Here is a 16,714-nt window from a genome sequence, read left to right on the forward strand (position 1 = left end):
CTAGTCTGATCCCAAAATGCTTCGGATTCGAAGCAATACCACGGTGACAGCGAGGCCCCCATGAAGGCAGTGCGTTTCCACGACCACGGCGACTCCGACGTCCTGCGCTACGAGGACGTGCAGCGACCCGTCCCCGGCGCCGGGCAGGTCCGGATCCGCGTGGTCGCGACGTCGTTCAATCCCGTCGATGCCAGCATCCGCGCCGGCTCCATGCAGGGCCCGATCCCGGTGGCGCTGCCGCACACCCCCGGCCTCGACGTCGCCGGCACGGTCGACGCGCTGGGCGAGGGGGTGGCCGGCGTCCAGGTCGGTGACGAGGTCATCGGCTTCCTCCCGATGGGAGCAGACGGCGCGGCAGCCGAGTACGTCCTCGCTCCGGCCGAGATCCTCACACCGGCGCCCACGAGCATCCCGCTGGCCGACACCGCCGCGGTGCCGCTGGTGGGCCTCACCGCGTGGCAGGCGCTGTTCGACCACGGTGGACTGGTGGCCGGGCAACGCGTGCTGATCAACGGCGCGGGCGGAGCGGTCGGCGGCTACGCCGTGCAACTGGCCAAGCACGCCGGTGCCCACGTCATCGCCACGGCCAGCCCGCGCAGCAGCGAGCGCGTCACGGCCGCGGGCGCGGACGAGGTCATCGACCACACCGCCACCGAGGTGGTGACCGCGCCGGTCGACATCGTGCTCAACCTCGCCCCGGTCGACCCGGCGCGGCTGACCGCGCTGGCCGCCCTGGTCCGCCCGGGCGGTGTCGTCGTGAACACCACGGTGTGGATGCCCGCGCCCACCGACGAGGAACGCGGCGTGCGCGGCGTCGACCTCTTCGTCCGCAGCGACGCCGAACAACTGGCGCGGCTGGTGGCCCTCGTCGACCGCGGCGAGCTGCGGGTGGACGTCGCGCAGCGGGTGCCGCTGGCCGAGTTGCCGGCGGTCCACGCCAGCGCCGCCACGGGCGCGCTGTCCGGCAAGGTCCTCGTCCTCCCGGCCCACGACTGACGTCTCCTGTGACGGCGGTGAGGGGCCGCGAAACCCGGCGGAGCCGGCCACAGCCGAACGCCTCCGTGTCCCGGCCGTCCACGCGATCACGGCAGAATGCCCGGATGCTCCCCAGCGTTGCCGACTCCTGGGCCCAGATCACCGCCTGGCTGCGTGACCGCACGCCCGTCTCCGCCGCGCACCTCGGCCCACCGGCCACCGAGCACGACATCGCGGACGTGGTGGCACTGCTGGGCCGGCCACTGCCCGCGGACCTGGTCGAGTGGTGGCGCCGGTGCTGTGGCGTGACCGAGTTCGTCACCGGGAGGTTGATAGCGCCCAGGTACGCGCCATACACCCTCGACGAGGTCGTGGACAACCGCGAGACGATGCTCGCGGTCGCCTCCTGCGCCGACGCCGCGGACACCGCGGCCCTCGCCGCCGAGCCCGCCGGCTCCCCGTGCGTCGACTGGTTGCCGGTGTGGTTGCCCATCGCGCACGACGGCGGCGGCTGCCTGCTGTTCGCCGACCTGCGCCCCGGCTCGCTGCACGGGTGCGTCATGGAGTGGGACGAGTACGAAGGCGCCACCGGCGAGCCGCGGTGGCCCAGCATCGCCGCGATGCTCGCCGAGATCGCCCACGCGCTGCACCACGGCACGGACATCGACGGTCTCCGCGTCGAAGCATGCGACGACGGAACCCTCGACTGGGTCTGAGGCACTCCGCCAGTGGCATGGCCGCACACCGGCGCGGCAGCCGTCCGGCCGGCGACACGCATGCCTATCGCGGCAGCCGAGAGCTTCGTTGGTGTCCATCGAGTCGAAGAAGCCCATGTGCCCGAAGCGCATCGCGACAGCGGTGGCGGAGTGGTTCAGGCCGGTGAGTAGCCGAGTGCCTCCCGCCGGGTGGCGAGAGCGTCCCGCCGTGGCGCCATAGCCACTCTCCCGGATCGCATGATCACCCACGGTATCGGACCGAGCGTCCCGTCGGGTCAGGACATGCCGCTGCCGCGCAGGCCGATGGTGGCGCTGGCGCGGCGCACGATGACGCCGGAGTGGTCGGGCAGCAGGTCGTCGAGGAAGCGGTAGCCGTCCAGGCCGCTGTCGTCGCGCCGGCTGACCGTGCGCCACCACGCGGCGATGTCGCCCCAGCCGGGCGCGGACAGCGAGCCGCCGAAGTGCTGGACGGACAGGGCCGCGCACAGGTTGGCGAACCGGACCCGGTTCTCCAGCGGCCAGCCGGCGAGCGTGCCGAGCACGAAGCCCGCGCCGAACACGTCGCCGGCGCCGGTCGGGTCCAGCGGTGCCACGTTCAGGCCGCCGATGTCGACCTTCTCGCCGGTGGACGAGTCGACCGCGACCGCGCCGGCGTCACCCCGGGTCACCACGACCACCGGCACGTGCTCGGCCAGGGCGGCCGCGGCCGCCTCCGGCGTGTCGCAGCGGGTGTAGCGCATGGCCTCCACCGCGTTGGGCAGGAACACGTCGTAGCCGGCCAGCCGCTCCAGCACGTCCGGCGCCCACGCCTCGGTGCGGTCCCAGCCGATGTCGGCGAACAGCAGCGCGCCCTGGTCCTTGGCCTGCCGGACCCAGCGCTCCTCGTCGGCCCCGAGGTGCACGAAGCACGCCCTGGCCGGGGGCGGCGGCGCGAACATCTCGTCGGCGGTCACCGGCGGCTGGTGGCCGTGGGTGACCATGCTGCGGTCCTTGTTGATCGCCATGGACACGGTCACCGGCGAGTGCCAGCCGTAGAACCGGCGGCAGTAGGACAGGTCCACACCCTCCTGTTCGGACAGCACGTCCCAGCAGAAGTCGCCGTAGACGTCCTCACCGAACGCGGCCGCCAGCCCGGTGCGCAGTTGCAGGCGGCTCAACGCCACCGCGAGGTTGGCGATGCCGCCGGGGCAGGAGCCCAAGCCCTCGGCCCACACCTCGGTGCCGGCCGCGGGCGGCCGGGGCAGCCCGGTGAAGATGATGTCCAGGAACACCGTCCCGGACAGCAACACGTCGAAGATCCGCTCGTCGCCGCGTGCGATGCCGGTGCACGCGATCTCTGGTTCCGTGCTCGCCACTCCCTAACCATGCCACCGCTCGGGGCGGGAGCCGAGTGCCTGATCGGCTGACCCGTGACCGGGATCCCGGGCACGGGGTTGGCCGTCGGCGGCGAACGAGCCGGCGGGCGTTGCCCGGCCTAGAGTTGGGCGGGTGACTGACCACTCGCTCGAACACACCCGCATCCCGTGTCCGGTTGGCACCTTCGACGCCATCGCCGCCGGCCCCGAGGACGGCCGGCAAGTGCTGCTGCTGCACGGGTTTCCGCAGGCATCCATGCAGTGGACGCATCAGGTGGCCGCGTTGGGGGCGGCCGGCTACCGGGCGGTCGCCCCGGACCAGCGCGGCTACTCCCCGCAGGTGCGCCCGGAGCGGGTCGAGGACTACCGGATGAGCGAGCTGGTCGCGGACGTGCTGGCCATGGCCGACAGCCTGGGCTGGCGCCGGTTCGACCTGGTCGGTCACGACTGGGGCAGCGCGGTCGCGTGGACCGTGGCGGCCGAGCACCCGGAGCGGGTGCGCACGCTCACCGCGGTGTCCGTGCCCCACCCCACCGGTTTCGCCCAGGCCCGCAAGGAAGATCCCGACCAGGAGCTGCGGTCCCGGTACATCACCGTGTTCCAGCGGGCCGGCGAGGCCGAGCGGCGGCTGTTGGCGGACAACGCCACCGCGCTGCGGCGGGTCTTCGAGTGGAAGGTGCCACCGTCGCATGTGGACGAGTACGTGGCCAGGATGAGCGAGCCGGGCGCGCTGACCGCGGCGCTGAACTGGTACCGGGCCATGAAGTACGGCGAGCGGGTCGGGCCGGTGGCGGTGCCCACCCTGTACGTGTGGAGCACCGAGGACTCGGCCGTGGGCTCCACGGCGGCGCTGGGCAACGAGAAGTGGGTGACCGGCTCCTACCGCTTCGAGATGCTGGAGGACGTCTCCCACTGGATTCCCGAGGAAGCGGCCGATGCACTGACCGGATTGATTCTGGAACACCTGGCCGCCCACTCTGGTTGACCCGCTGTTCGTCCGAGCGGGCTGACGCGGCGTGCCAGCTCCTCCGGCCACGGGCCCGCATGTGCTGGCACGGCGAGCAACGGAAGGATTCGCGGTGAACGGCAGTCTCTCGATCTTCGGTCAGACGACCGGTCAGGGGTGGACGCAGCTGGCGCTGCTGACGCTGGCCCTGGTGCTGTCCTCGCTGATCGGTCTGGAACGCGAACTGCGGCAGAAGAACGCCGGGTTACGAACACACACACTGGTCGGGCTGGGCTCGGCGCTGTTCCTGATGGTCAGCAAGTACGGGTTCGGCGACGTGCTGCAGGCCGGCCTGGTCAACCTCGACCCGTCCCGGATGGCCGCGCAGATCGTCAGCGGGATCGGCTTCATCGGCGGCGGCCTGATCTTCGTGCGCCGGGACGTGGTGCGCGGCCTGACCACCGCGGCCGTGGTCTGGGTGACCGCGGCGGTTGGCTGCGCCTGCGGGGCCGGGTTGCCCCTGCTGGCGCTCTTCGTGACGCTCGCGCACTTCGCGGTGGTGTACGGCTATCCGCCGCTGATCCGCCTGCTCACCCGGTCCCAGTCGACCTCGGTGCTGTTGCGGCTGCACTACGTGGACGGCCAGGGCGTGCTCAGACAGGTGCTGTCCACCGTGACCAGCCAGGGGTTCTCCGTGGCCGAGTCGAGCACCGAGCGCAGATCGCCGCTGGACGACGGCCAGGCCTTCGCCGGGCAGCAGGACTTCCCCGGACAGGGCTTCACCGGTCAGTCCGGGGCGGTGTCGACCCTGCGGCACGCGGTCGACCTGCGGTTGCGCGTGGTGGGGGTGACCCGGGTGGGCGTGGACAACCTGCTGGTGGCGCTGTCCGAACTGCCCGGCGTGCTGTCCGTGGTGACCGGCGACATGGACGACTCCGGCGAGTAGCGCCAACGCGCGTGGACCGCCCCGGCCAACCGCGTGCTCGACCAGACGCCGGGCGCGGTTGAGCCGCCAGACATCCGATCTCCTTGCCCCTGCCGGGCGCCTCCGAACGGGTATTTCCTGACCAACTGCGGTCATAGCTCCGATCTTGCCTTGACCGGACGCGCCCGGCTGGGTTGAGTCCTTTCCTGGCTGGCAGCCCGGCGCGGTGTTGCCGACCGGGCGGCCGGGCCCGCTCGGACGCCCGGCACGGGCGTGGCGGAAGGAGAGATTCGGATGGCGGGGTTCTCGTCACGACGCGACTTCGTCCGGTCCACCGGCGCGGTCGTCGGCGGTGCCGTGCTCGGCCTCGGCATCGGCGTCGTCCCCCCGGCGGTGGCCGCGCCCGACCCGCACTGGCGGGGCGCGTCCCGGGACTGGGCGGTGGCGCTGGCCGAGTCGACCATGGCGCGGTTCCCCAACGCCAGCGACCTGGGCGACTGGGAGTACGCGCACGGGCTGTACATGGACGGCCAGTACCGGGTCTACCGCCGCACCGGCGACCGGCGCTACCTGCGCTACATCAGGGCGTGGGTGGACGGCATCGTCGCCGACGACGGCACGATCGACTACCCGCTGGACAGCCTGGACGCCGTCCGCTCGGGCACGGTGCTGCTGGTCCTGCACGCCGAGACCGGGCTGGACAAGTACCGGCTGGCCGCGGACAACATCCGGCGGGCGCTGGACGGCTACCCGCGGACCGGTGACGGTGCCTTCACCCACGACTCCGCCGACCGCCGCCACCAGCTGTGGGCGGACGGGGCGTTCATGGTGCTGCCGTTCCTGATCGGCTACGGCCACCGGTTCGGCCAGGCCGGCGCCGTCGACGACGAGGTGAGCCGGCAGCTGCTGACCTACCACCGGCACCTGGCCAGCGACACCGGGCTGCTGCACCACGCCTACGACGAGACCGGCCGGGCGAGCTGGGCCGACCCGGTCACCCACCGCTCCGCGGAGTTCTGGGGCCGCGCCGTCGGCTGGTACGCGATGACCTGCGTGGACGTGCTGGACCTGCTGCCGGCCAGCCATCCCGACCACCCCCGCGTGGTCGGGGTGCTGCGCGACCTGGTGGCCGCGCTGGCCCGCTACCAGGACCCGGCCACCGGCCGCTGGTTCCAGGTGGTGGACAAGGGCCACCTGGCCGACAACTGGACCGAGACCTCGGCCTCGACCATGTACACCTACGCGATCGCCAAGGCGGTGCGCCGGGGTTATGTGTCCGGCCGCTACCAGCAGGTGGCGCGGCGCGGCTACCGGGGCGTGCTGGACAGGGTCTCGGTCGGCCCGGACGGGCTGACCAACCTGGCGGACATCTGCGTCGGCACCGGTGTCGGCGACCTGGCGCACTACCTGGCCCGGCCGCGCAGGACCAACGACATCCACGGCCTGGGCGCCTTCCTGCTGATGTGCGAGGAGCTGGCCTGAGCCCACCGGCCCGGCCGCGGCGGCGGCCGTAGGCTCGCGAACGTGACCTCGTTCGAGAGCGGCGACCCCCTGGTGCCCCATCCCCCGGTGCCCAAGCCTCCGGTGCCCAAGCCTCCGGCGGCCAGTCCCTCGGTGGCCGGGCTGGTGCTGGCCGCCGGTGCCGGCCGCCGGTTCGGCCGGCCCAAGGCGCTGGTGTCCCACGGCGGCCGGCTGTTCGTGGAGTCGGCCGCGGCCGTGCTCGCCTCGGCCGGCTGCGCCCCGCTGCTGGTGGTGGTCGGCGCGGCCGGCGCCGAGGTGCGCGCGCGGGCCAGCCTGCCCGGCGCGCGCGTGCTGGACAACCCGGACTGGGCCAGCGGCATGGGCTCGTCCCTGCGCGTCGGCCTGGCCGCGCTCGCCGACAGCGCGGCCGAGGCGGTGGTGGTGCTGCCGGTGGACATGCCGGGCATCACGGTCGAGGCGGTGCGCCGGGTCACCGCGCTGGCCGGCCCGGACGTGCTGGCCAGGGCCAGCTTCGACGGTGTGCCCGGGCACCCGGTGCTGCTGGGCCGGCGGCACTGGGCCGGCGCGACCGAACTGGCCGTGGGTGACGCGGGCGCCCGCGACTACCTGCGGTGCCACCCGGTGCTGGAGGTACCGTGCGGGGACGTGGCCGCCGGCGCCGACGTGGACCGCCCCGAGGACCTGCCGGCCGCACCGGAGGCGTAGTCCGGCGCCGACCCGGGGGCACACCGGGCTGGCGCTGCGATCCTGTTCTGGCCGAAGTGGACGGTGCATGGCCGCGCGCGGCTGGGGGCGGATCATCCACCTCGCCTCGCAGCAGTCGATCAGGGCGTTCGGCAACAGCGGCGCCTACGGGGTGGCCAAGGCGGGGCTGGCCGCGCTGACCCGTTCCCAGGCCGAGGCCTGGTCCCGGCACGGGGTGCGGGTGAACGCGATCGCGCCGGGCTTCGTCAGCACCCCGCTGACCCGCGCGGTGTTCGCGTGACCGGGCAGACGCTGTTCGTGGACGGCGGCTTCTCGGTCAGCTGAAGGCGCGGCCCGGTGTCACACGCAGTGCACCTCGACGCCGGCCTGGCGCAGCTGGTCGACCTGGTCGGCCGGGGCGTCCCGGTCGGTCACCACCACGTCGACCTCGGCCACCGCGCACACCCGGGCGAAGGCGGTGCGCACCAGCTTGGCGTGGTCGAGCACGGCGATCACCCGGGCCGACGCGGCCACCGCGGCCTTCTTCACCTGGGCCTCGACCAGGTCGTGCGCGGTGACGCCGTCCCGCACGGTCAGCCCGCAGCAGCCGAGCACCACGGTGTCGAAGCGCATGGTGTTCAGGGCGTACTCGGTCAGCGGCCCGACGAAGGTCAGCTCGCCGGCGCGCAGGTCGCCGCCGGGCAGCACCAGGCGCACCCGTTCGGCCGGGCGCAGCGCGTCGGCGCCGTGCAGGGACAGCGGCAGCACGGTGAGCCGGCGGTCGGCCAGCGACCGGGCCACCTCCAGGGTGGTGGTGCCGCTGTCGAGCACCACGGTCTCGCCGTCGTCGAGCATCCCGGCCACGGCCGCGCCGAGCCGGCGCTTGGCCTCGACCTGCTGCCTGGCCCGCAGCGGGAACGGCGTCTCCTCGCCGGTGAGCATGTTGACCGCGGCGCCGCGGACCCGGCGCAGGCAGCCGTCCCGCTCCAGCACGTCCAGATCGCGGCGAATGGTCATCTCCGAGCAGCCGGTCAACTCGGCCAGCACGGTCACCGGTACCCGGTCCCGCTCGCGCAGGGCCCGGAGGATCACTTCATGCCGTTCCGCACTCTCCACCCGTTGATACGAACACAAAACGTGTTCGATGGGCAAGATTCCCTCGGCCACACCGCCACCGACTTGACGCGACGGGCACAGTGGTATGGACCATTCCCGCGCCCGGCGGGAACAGCGAGGAGGTACTCCAGCATGACGGCCGAAGCCGGTACCGCGTCCGACTACGGGGATCTCGTCCGGACCCACCTGGACCGGGTGCAACGGCACAACGCGACCGCGCTGGCGGACGTGACCGAACTGCTGCTGGCCTGCGTGCGGGCGGACGGCACGGTGTTCACCGCCGGGGCCGGGCACTCGCTGGCCGCCGTGGCCGAGACCTTCTACCGGGCCGGCGGCCTGGCCTGCGTGCAGCCGCTGTACCACCCGGAGCTGCTGCCCATGCACGGCGCCATGACCAGCACGGCGGCCGAGCGGCGCGCCGGCCTGGCCGCCGAGGTGCTGGCCGACACCAAACCGGGCTCGCACGACGTGCTCGTGGTGTTCTCCACCTCCGGCGTCAACCCGTACCCGGTCGAGCTGGCCGGCCTGGCGGTCCAGGCCGGCTGCCCGGTCGTGGCCGTCACCTCGGTGGCCGCCAGCGCCGCCGCGCCGCGCCGGGCCGGCAGCACCCTGGCCGAGAACGCCACGCACGTGCTGGACAACCTGGTGGCACCGGGCGACTCCGCCTATCCGGTGGACAACCCGGTCACCGCGGCGCTGTCCTCGCTGGCCAACGCGTTCCTGTGGAACCTGCTGCTGGTGCGGCTGGTGGACCGGGCCGCGGAGCTGGAGCTGGCGCTGCCGCTGTGGCGCAGCTCCAACGTGCCCGGCGGGGACGCGGCCAACGCCGAGCTGATGCGGCGCTACCAGCCCCGCATCCCCCAACTCGGCTGAGCCGACGTCCCCGGCGCCGCGACCGGTCGGCCCGAGGGCCGGTCAGCCGGTCGCGGCCGGGGTGACCGGGCCGGCCTGGGCCCGGCCGCCGACCGCTCCGGCCTCGGCCTCGACCACGTCGGCCGCCACCAGCTCGCCCGGGGTGATCTCGCTCGCCTCGGCGGCACCGGTGTCCACCGGAGCCGAGCCGTCGGCCTGGTCGGCGAACTGCGTCCGGTACAGCTCGGCGTAGCGCCCGTCCGCGGCCAGCAGCTCGGCGTGGCTGCCGCGCTCCACGATCTGGCCGGCCTCCACCACCAGGATCTGGTCGGCCGCCCGGATCGTGGACAGCCGGTGCGCGATCACCAGCGCGGTGCGCCCGCGCAGCGCCTCGGCCAGCGCGGCCTGCACCGCCACCTCCGACTCCGAGTCCAGGTGCGCGGTGGCCTCGTCCAGGATCACCACGCGCGGCCTGGCCAGCAGCAGCCGGGCGATGGTCAGCCGCTGCCGTTCCCCGCCGGAGAGCCGGTAGCCGCGCTCGCCCACCACGGTGTCCAGGCCGTCCGGCAGCGACGCCACCAGTTCGGCGAGCCTGGCCCGCTCCAGCGCGTGCCACAGCTCGGCGTCGTCGGCCTCGGGGCGGGCGTAGCGCAGGTTCTCCCGGATGCTGTCGTGGAACAGGTGCCCGTCCTGGGTGACCACGCCCACCGCGTCGCGGATCGCGTCGAAGCTCAGCTCGCGCACGTCGATCCCGGACAGCCGGACCGCGCCGGCGTCCACGTCGTAGAGCCGGGGCACCAGCGAGGCGATGGTGGACTTGCCCGCGCCCGAGGACCCCACCAGGGCGACGAGCTGGCCGGGCGCCGCGGTGAAGTCGACCCCGTGCAGCACCTCCTGGCCGCCCCGGGTGTCCAGGGTGGCGACCTCCTCCAGGGAGGCCAGCGAGATCTTGTCCGCGGCCGGGTAGCCGAACCGGACGCCGGCGAACTCCACCGAGACCGGGCCGGCGGGCAGCGCGCGGGCGTTGGGCCGCTCGCTGATCATCGGGGGCAGGTCGAGCACCTCGAACACCCGCTCGAAGGAGACCAGCGCGGTCATCACGTCCACCCGGGCGTTGGCCAGCGCGGTCAGCGGGGCGTACAGCCTGGTCAGCAGCAGCGCCAGGGACACCACCGTGCCGGGGGCGAGCTGGCCGGTCAGCGCCAGCCAGCCGCCGAGCCCGTAGACCAGCGCCTGGGCCAGCGCGGACACCAGGGTCAGCCCGGTGAGGAACCAGCGGGTGGCCATGGCCGAGCGCACCCCGATGTCGCGGACCCGGCCGGCCCGCTCGCCGAACTCGGCCGCCTCGGCCCTGGGCCGGCCGAACAGCTTGACCAGGGTCGCGCCCGGTGCGGAGAACCGCTCGGTCATCTGCGTGGTCATGGCGGCGTTCAGGCCGGCCGACTCCCGCTGCAGGTCGGCCATGCGGTTGCCCATCCGGCGCGCGGGCAGCACGAAGACCGGCAGCAGCACCAGGGCCAGCGCGGTCACCTGCCAGGACAGCGTGAACATCACGCCCAGCGAGAGCGCGAGCTGGATGACGTTGGTGACCATGCCGGACAGCGTGGAGGTGAACGCCCGCTGCGCGCCGATCACGTCGTTGTTGAGCCGGCTGACCAGCGCGCCCGTGCGGGTGCGGGTGAAGAACGCCACCGGCATGCGCTGCACGTGCTCGAACACGGCACGCCGCAGGTCGTAGATCAGGCCCTCGCCGATCCGCGCGGACAGCCACCGCTCCACCAGCCCGAGGCCGGCGTCCAGCACGGCGATCAGCGCGATGACGACCGCCAGCCAGATCACGGTGGCGGCGGCGCCGCCCCCGACGATGGCGTCCACCACCCGGCCGGCCAGCACCGGGGTGGACACGGCCAGGACCGCGGAGACCACGGTCAGCAGCAGGAAGACCGCGAGCAGCCGCCAGTACGGCCGGGCGAAGGACAGCACGCGGCGCACCGTGCCCGGCCGAACCCCCTTGGGTGCGTCCGCCCGGTGCATGGCGCTGCGCATCAACATCCAGCCATCCATCAGCCCGCTCCTCCCCCAACTGTCCTGGCCCACCCGTCCGAGCGGGCCAACACTCCTGCAACGCGCGGCGGTGTCCACCGCTTCCCAACGCGCCGATCATGCTGCAACCTCCAGTTAACTGGAGGTCAATCCGACCGCGCCACCGGTGCGCACGCCACTCGCCCCGCACTGGTTTCCCCCGGGCGCCCCGGCCACACCGTCGACTTGACCCGGACCCCGGCGTCCGGGTTTAGCGTGCCGGTAGTCGATCGGTGTTGCCGTGATCAGACCTGGTCAGCGGCACTATCTCCAAGAAAGTGAGCGATGTGGTGAGCAACGACTCCGAGCCGGCGCCGGCCGGGCGCGCGGTGATCGTCACCGGGGCGGGCACCGGGATCGGCCGGGCGACCGCGCAGCGGTTCGCCGACGAGGGCGCCAGCGTCCTCGCGGTCGGCCGCACCGGAACAACCCTGGCCCAGACCGCGCGGGACCGGCCGGCCATCCACCCGCTGGTGGCCGACGTGACCGACCCGGACGGCCCAGCGCGCGTCGTCGACGCCGCGCTGGCGGTGTTCGGCCGGATCGACGTGCTGGTCAACAACGCCGCCATCACCCGGCCCGCCCCGCTCGGACAGATCGACCGGGCGGACACGGCCGCGCAGCTGGCCACCAACCTGGTCGGCCCGGTGTTCCTCGCCCAGCAGGCCCTGCCCCACCTGGTGGCCAGCTCCGGGCTGATCGTCAACGTCACCTCGGTGCAGCCGTTCCGGGGCTGGCCGAACAACTCGGTGTACGGGGCCACCAAGGTCGCCCTGGACTTCATCACCCGCACCTGGGCGGTGGAGCTGGCCGAGCGCGGCGTGCGCGTGGTGTCGGTGGCGCCGGGCGTGACGCACACGCCGGTGCTGGCGCACGCCGGGCTCAGCCCGGAGCAGATCGCCGAGGCCGGCGAACAGCTGCGCCGCCGCATCCCGCTCGGCCGGCTCGCCCAGCCCGAGGAGATCGCCTGGTGGATCGTGCGGACCGCGCGGCCGGAGGCGGGCTACCTGACCGGCGCGGTGATCCAGGTCGACGGCGGCATCAACGTGGCCTGACCGCCCGCTGCCCCGGCCGGCCCGCCTCAGCCTGCCGGCCGGGTGGCCAGTACCGCGCTCTCCAGCAGGTCCGGGATGGTGCCGGCGAAGTCCGGGAGCAGCCGCATGACCAGCGTCCACGCGTCCTGGTTGCCGGCCAGGTGCGCGCGCACCAGCTCGCCCAGTTCCGCGTGCACCGGATGGTCGGCCGGCACGATGGCCAGCACCGCCGCGGCCGGCTGTCCGAAGTGGACCAGGTCGGCCATGGTCATGCCGCCCCGCTCGACCGCGACCAGCGGCCAGCTCATCCCGGGCGCCAGGCGCATCTCGGCCAGCACCTCGGCCGGGGGTGTGCCCGCCGCCAGCCGCGCCAGCGCCCGCCGCTGGTCCTCCGGGAAGAACGACTGCCTGGCGGCCGAGCGCAGTTCCTCCGGGCAGTCCTCGACCTCGGCGAGCAGCCGGAGCACCGAGCCGGGGAACGGTTTGCGGGCGTGGTCGGCGCACAGGTGGTCCCAGTCCCAGTCGAAGCCCTCGGCCCGCAGGCGGTGCAGCGAACTCAGGCCGCTGGCGCGCAGCCGGCGGGCGAGCCGCTCGGGCGACTCGGCGTCGGCCACGGCGGCGCGCAGCCGCTGGAGCGCGTCAGCGCGGTCGGGCTCGGCCAGCAGTGCGCTCACCTGGCGCCGCACCGTGGCGTTGTACTTCGCCGAGAACTTCCCTGCCTGGGCCGCCAGCTCCGCCTCGGCCGCGTCCGGACCGCCGCGTTCCCACAGGCCGAGCAGCATGCGCAGCTGGATGGTGCCGCTCACCCGCACCGAGGCGAAGACGTGCTTGATCAGCTCCGGGTCGCCGCAGCCGACCATCGGCCCCAGCCAACGCCACGCCCGGGTGGCCAGCAGCGCGGCGCGCAGCTCCGGGTCGACGGGCAGGCGACGGTCCCCCTCGGGGTCGGCGAACGGGCGGCCGGTGATCAGCCGGTCGCGCTGCTGCCTGGTCGCGTTGGCCTGGTAGATCAGGCCCGCGTTGACCGCCGGGTCGTCCAGCCGGGCCAGCGCGGTGACCGCGTCGGCCGGCAGGTTCGGGTGCCTGGCCAGCAGCTGGCGATCCCGGTGGCGGCCCGGCTCGGCCAACACCCAGGGCAGCCACTCCGCCCGCCAGGTGCCGCACACCAGCAGGTCGTACGCGGTGCCGTCGTCCACCTCGGCGAGCAGCGCCAACTGGGTGTCGGTGGCGGCCAGGTCGAGCAGGGTCAGGAAGGCGGCCCGGTCCTCCGACAGGGTCATCATCCGACCCCGCTTGGGTGCGCCACCCGCGCTGGGCCACGGCTCGGCTGCCGCCGCTGCCCCGGCCTGGTCGCCGCGCGTGCTCGCGGCCCGGGCGGCGACGCTGTCCAGCAGTTCGGCCACGCTGCCGGTGAACGTGGGCAGGTCGGCCCGGAGCAGCCGCCAGGCGGCCACGTCCGCCCCCAATCGCTCGGCCACCAGCCGGCCGAGTTCGGCCCGGAACTCCGCCCACCCGTCCCGTTCGGCCGGCCGTGCCTTCCGGTCCGCGCGCCGCTGCTGAGCCGTGGCGAGCACGGTCACGGCCGGGCGGGCGCGCCGCAGCAGGTCCACCCCGGAGAGCGTCTCCCCCAGGGCCCGCTCGACCACCACGGTCAGCACGTCCGACGACATGCGCTCCACCGGCATGGTGGTGAGCAGGGACGACAGCACGGACGGCCGGACCAAGGCGAACAGCTCCCGGATCGGGGGATTCGGGTGGGCCGCGCACAGCGCCGCCGCCACCTCGTCCGGGCAGTCGTCCCGCACGGCCAGTTTCTCGATCACCCGGTGGTCGAACGGACGCTCCTGGTGGGCGGCCCCGACCGCGGACCAGTCCAGTCGGTCCAGCTGGGCGAGGACCGCGTCCGTTCGAATCGGCTTGGCACGCAGTTTCGCGACCGCGCCGGGCGTCCCCTCCGCGTCGGCCACTGCCGCCCGCAACGCGGCCACGCCATCCGGGCCGGCCACCGCACCCGCCCCGATCTCGGCGATGTCGGTCTCCAGCGCGCCGTGGATCGCCTCGTCGGCCAGTGCGTCGGCCAGTTCGGCCGCGCCGCCGTGCTCGTGCAGGGACAGCAGCGCCCGCAACCACTCATCCCGGTCCAGCTTCGCGCCCACCGTGACGAGCACGTGGCGCACCAGGTCGGGGAACGGAGCGACCACCGCGGCCCGCAACTCGACGAGGTTCTCCGAGCCCAGCAACCGCCGCACCAGACCGGTCTCCGCCCGCCAGCGCGGATCAGCGGGGTCGGCCTCGGCCAGCAGCGCCCGGTGCGCGCGCAGGCTCCAGGTCCGATTCCGGAACTCGCTGTGCCCGTACAGCACGGCGGCCACCCTCGGGTTTCCGGCCGCGGCCAGCCGAGGGAAGAATTCGGGCAGCGGGCCCCTGTCCAGGCAGCGTTTCGCCAGCACTTCGGGCCACTGGCCGCCGACGGCCAGTGCGGTGTCGACCACCACGGGCGGGATGCTCGACGCGCTGGCCAACAGCGACCGCATCGCCTGCGGGTCCCGGTCGAACAGGGCCCGCACGTCGTCCGGCTGACCGAATCCGAGCACCCGGAGGGCAACCGTGGGCAGCGCGCTCATCGGCCGGCCATCCGCTTCAGCGCGTCCACCCAGAACTTCTGCTTCTCGGGTGTCTGGCCGACCAGGTAGGTGGCGCGCAGTTTCGGCGGCAGGTGGCGCAGCAGCCGGACCACCACGTCGGCGTGCCGCTCCAGCTGGGACACCTCGGCGTTGGCGAACACCTGGTGCACGGCGTCGGTGTCGTCGGTGCCCTCGGTGGACACCTCCGAGGCGGTGGCCAGTCGCGCCTCCCACGAGTCGACCTCGCGCGCGATCTCGGCCAGGCCGATGACCCGGTGGTCGGCCAGCCGCGCCTCCAGTTTGGACAGTGGCACCGGCGCGTACTCACCGTCGCCGAGGTAGATCAGCCCCAGGTGCAGTGGCTGGTCGGCCAGGTGCAGCTTGATCAGCCGCTCCAGGGTGCGCTTGGTGATCCACTCCCGCGCCTCGTCGTCGATGTCGTTCTTCCACCACTCCAGCGCGGTCTCGGCGACCTCGCCGTAGCTGGCGATCAGCCACTCGTTGGCCGGGATGTCCTCCGGCCGCACCTCGTAGCTGACGGTGAACCGGCTGGCCTGGGCGATGTTGTTGCTGGACACCAGCAGCTTGCGGCCCAGGTGGTAGGGCGGGTTCTGCAGCGCGACCTGGGCGCGCAGGTTGAAGATGGGCCGCCCGGCCAGCGACCACTCCTGGGTGACCTCCATCAGCTTGGCGAAGGTGGCCTTGTCCTTGGGGCGGTTGTACTCGTCCCAGACCAGCACCTTGGGCTCGTCACCGAGCAGCGACCGGGTGAGCAGGGTGTCCAGCGTGCCGTCCGGGGTGGGCACCGGCACGCACAGGTCCTCGACGTTGGTGACCGGCAGCGAGAAGTACACCGGGTCGCGGCCGATCTCCTCGCGCACCACCTGCTTGGTGATCTCGGTCTTGCCGCAGCCGGGCGGCCCCTGCAGCAGCACGGCCCAGCGGTTTCGGATGGCCGCCCGCAGCACGCGGCGCACCGGATCGGCCACGGTGTCCGGGTTGGCGACGCCGAGGGCGGCGGCGATCCGGTCGAGGATCTCCTGGGTGCGGTCCCGGCCCGGCCTGCGGTCCGTGCCGGACTCGGTCAGGGCCAGCCGGACCCCGTTGACCAGCGGCAGCCCCCACGCCAGCGGGAAACCCTCCCGGGCGCAGTCCAGCACGTGCTCCAGGGTGCGCGGCGAGAGCCGGCCACGCAGTTCGGGTGAGAGCGAGGCCCACAGCCGGAACACCTCGCGCAGGTTCCACTCCGGATACCGCTGCGCCAGCGTGTGCCGCCAGGCCGTGTCGTTGGCGTTGACCCGCAACGTCACCATCCGGTCGAGCACGGCGAGGTCGGTGCGGCGGGCACTGGTCTCGGCCAGCGACTCGTTGTCCGCGAGGAACACCCCCACGCAGCCCAGCTCGCGCAGGTCGTGCTCGCCCAGCGTCCAGTCGCAGGCGATCTGCATCAGCTGGGCCTGGATGGTGTCGCCGGCCTGCAGCGAGTCGTCGATCAGCAGCACGAACGGCCGCCCGGGTGAGAGCTGGCGCATGATCAGCTGGGCGAGCGCCAGCTCACCGCTGGAGTCCTCCCGCACCGGCGCGTTGACCAGCAGGTCGTCCGGGGTCAGGTTGGCCGCCGGCACCAGGACGACCTCGGTGCCGGGAAACCGCTCCGGGATGAAGGACAGGAACGTGGAGGTCTTGCCGATGCCGTGCTCGCCGAAGACCTGACCGGTCTGCCCCATGGTGATCATGGCCTCGATGAACCGCTCCAGCCGGCTGGCGCCGCCAGCCCCGGCCGGCCGGGTGGCGTAGGTGGCGTTGGGCTGCCAGGCGCGTGCCCGCCCGGGGCCGGCCGGCGCGTCGGCAGCGCCCTGGCTGGCCGGGTCGTCGATCGTCGCTGTCGTCGTCATGCCGCTCACGCTGTGCCGCTTCTCCTCG

The 16,714-nt window shown here is 73.5% G+C and carries 14 protein-coding genes; 9 read left to right on the forward strand and 5 right to left on the reverse strand.

From position 1 onward, the window contains the following. Positions 1-60 precede the first annotated feature (60 nt). Together LX83_RS32110 and LX83_RS32115 are read left to right on the forward strand one after the other, a co-directional pair. Complete coding sequence (locus LX83_RS32110; RefSeq protein WP_253778226.1) at positions 61-996, forward strand: NADP-dependent oxidoreductase; 936 nt, start codon at positions 61-63, stop codon at positions 994-996. A 104-nt stretch (positions 997-1,100) separates the two neighbouring features. Continuing rightward, positions 1,101-1,691 (forward strand): SMI1/KNR4 family protein, encoded by a 591-nt coding sequence (locus LX83_RS32115; protein WP_253778228.1) that lies wholly within the window; start codon positions 1,101-1,103, stop codon positions 1,689-1,691. Positions 1,692-1,966: 275 nt separating this feature from the next. On the opposite strand, the gene LX83_RS32120 is transcribed toward LX83_RS32115, so the two are convergent. Beyond that, positions 1,967-3,010, reverse strand: coding sequence for a PfkB family carbohydrate kinase (locus LX83_RS32120; RefSeq protein WP_253778331.1), 1,044 nt, complete (start codon positions 3,008-3,010; stop codon positions 1,967-1,969). Positions 3,011-3,179: 169 nt separating this feature from the next. Here LX83_RS32120 and LX83_RS32125 point away from each other — a divergent pair, with 169 nt between their 5' ends. The 5 genes from LX83_RS32125 (at position 3,180) to LX83_RS32145 (ending at position 7,384) form a co-directional block, all read left to right on the forward strand. Continuing rightward, on the forward strand, positions 3,180-4,031 hold the full coding sequence (locus LX83_RS32125) for an alpha/beta fold hydrolase (RefSeq protein WP_253778230.1): 852 nt from the start codon (positions 3,180-3,182) through the stop codon (positions 4,029-4,031). Between the two features lie 94 nt (positions 4,032-4,125). Next, complete coding sequence (locus LX83_RS32130; protein ID WP_407649709.1) at positions 4,126-4,938, forward strand: MgtC/SapB family protein; 813 nt, start codon at positions 4,126-4,128, stop codon at positions 4,936-4,938. A gap of 273 nt (positions 4,939-5,211) precedes the next feature. Beyond that, positions 5,212-6,399, forward strand: a complete 1,188-nt coding sequence (locus LX83_RS32135; protein WP_253778232.1) for a glycoside hydrolase family 88/105 protein — start codon at positions 5,212-5,214, stop codon at positions 6,397-6,399. Positions 6,400-6,543: 144 nt separating this feature from the next. After that, positions 6,544-7,104, forward strand: a complete 561-nt coding sequence (locus LX83_RS32140; protein ID WP_407649714.1) for a nucleotidyltransferase family protein — start codon at positions 6,544-6,546, stop codon at positions 7,102-7,104. A gap of 67 nt (positions 7,105-7,171) precedes the next feature. Next, positions 7,172-7,384: an SDR family oxidoreductase gene (locus LX83_RS32145; RefSeq protein ID WP_301329231.1), complete on the forward strand. Its 213-nt coding sequence runs from the start codon at positions 7,172-7,174 to the stop codon at positions 7,382-7,384. A gap of 59 nt (positions 7,385-7,443) precedes the next feature. Here the strand turns inward: LX83_RS32145 and LX83_RS32150 are convergent, their stop codons facing one another. After that, a complete protein-coding gene (locus tag LX83_RS32150; protein WP_253778234.1) occupies positions 7,444-8,175 on the reverse strand; it encodes a DeoR/GlpR family DNA-binding transcription regulator in 732 nt (243 codons plus the stop codon). A gap of 156 nt (positions 8,176-8,331) precedes the next feature. Here LX83_RS32150 and LX83_RS32155 point away from each other — a divergent pair, with 156 nt between their 5' ends. Next, positions 8,332-9,072: a sugar isomerase domain-containing protein gene (locus LX83_RS32155; RefSeq protein ID WP_253778236.1), complete on the forward strand. Its 741-nt coding sequence runs from the start codon at positions 8,332-8,334 to the stop codon at positions 9,070-9,072. A 42-nt stretch (positions 9,073-9,114) separates the two neighbouring features. Here the strand turns inward: LX83_RS32155 and LX83_RS32160 are convergent, their stop codons facing one another. Beyond that, the gene (locus LX83_RS32160; protein ID WP_253778238.1) at positions 9,115-11,115 is read right to left on the reverse strand and encodes an ABC transporter ATP-binding protein; all 2,001 of its coding nucleotides are present in this window, start codon (positions 11,113-11,115) and stop codon (positions 9,115-9,117) included. Positions 11,116-11,411: 296 nt separating this feature from the next. Here LX83_RS32160 and LX83_RS32165 point away from each other — a divergent pair, with 296 nt between their 5' ends. Next, positions 11,412-12,188 carry an SDR family NAD(P)-dependent oxidoreductase gene (locus LX83_RS32165; protein ID WP_253778240.1) on the forward strand — a complete coding sequence of 259 codons (777 nt, stop codon included), beginning with the start codon at positions 11,412-11,414 and terminating at the stop codon, positions 12,186-12,188. Between the two features lie 26 nt (positions 12,189-12,214). Here LX83_RS32165 and LX83_RS32170 read toward each other — a convergent pair whose 3' ends face one another. Continuing rightward, positions 12,215-14,791, reverse strand: a complete 2,577-nt coding sequence (locus LX83_RS32170) for a hypothetical protein (protein WP_253778242.1) — start codon at positions 14,789-14,791, stop codon at positions 12,215-12,217. After that, entirely contained in the window at positions 14,788-16,686 is a 1,899-nt protein-coding gene (locus LX83_RS32175; protein ID WP_253778243.1) for a MoxR family ATPase, read from the reverse strand. The genes LX83_RS32170 and LX83_RS32175 overlap by 4 nt, the downstream gene beginning before the upstream one ends. Positions 16,687-16,714: the final 28 nt, after the last annotated feature.

It is taken from the genome of Goodfellowiella coeruleoviolacea, from assembly GCF_024171785.1.
GTDB lineage: Bacteria > Actinomycetota > Actinomycetes > Mycobacteriales > Pseudonocardiaceae > Goodfellowiella > Goodfellowiella coeruleoviolacea.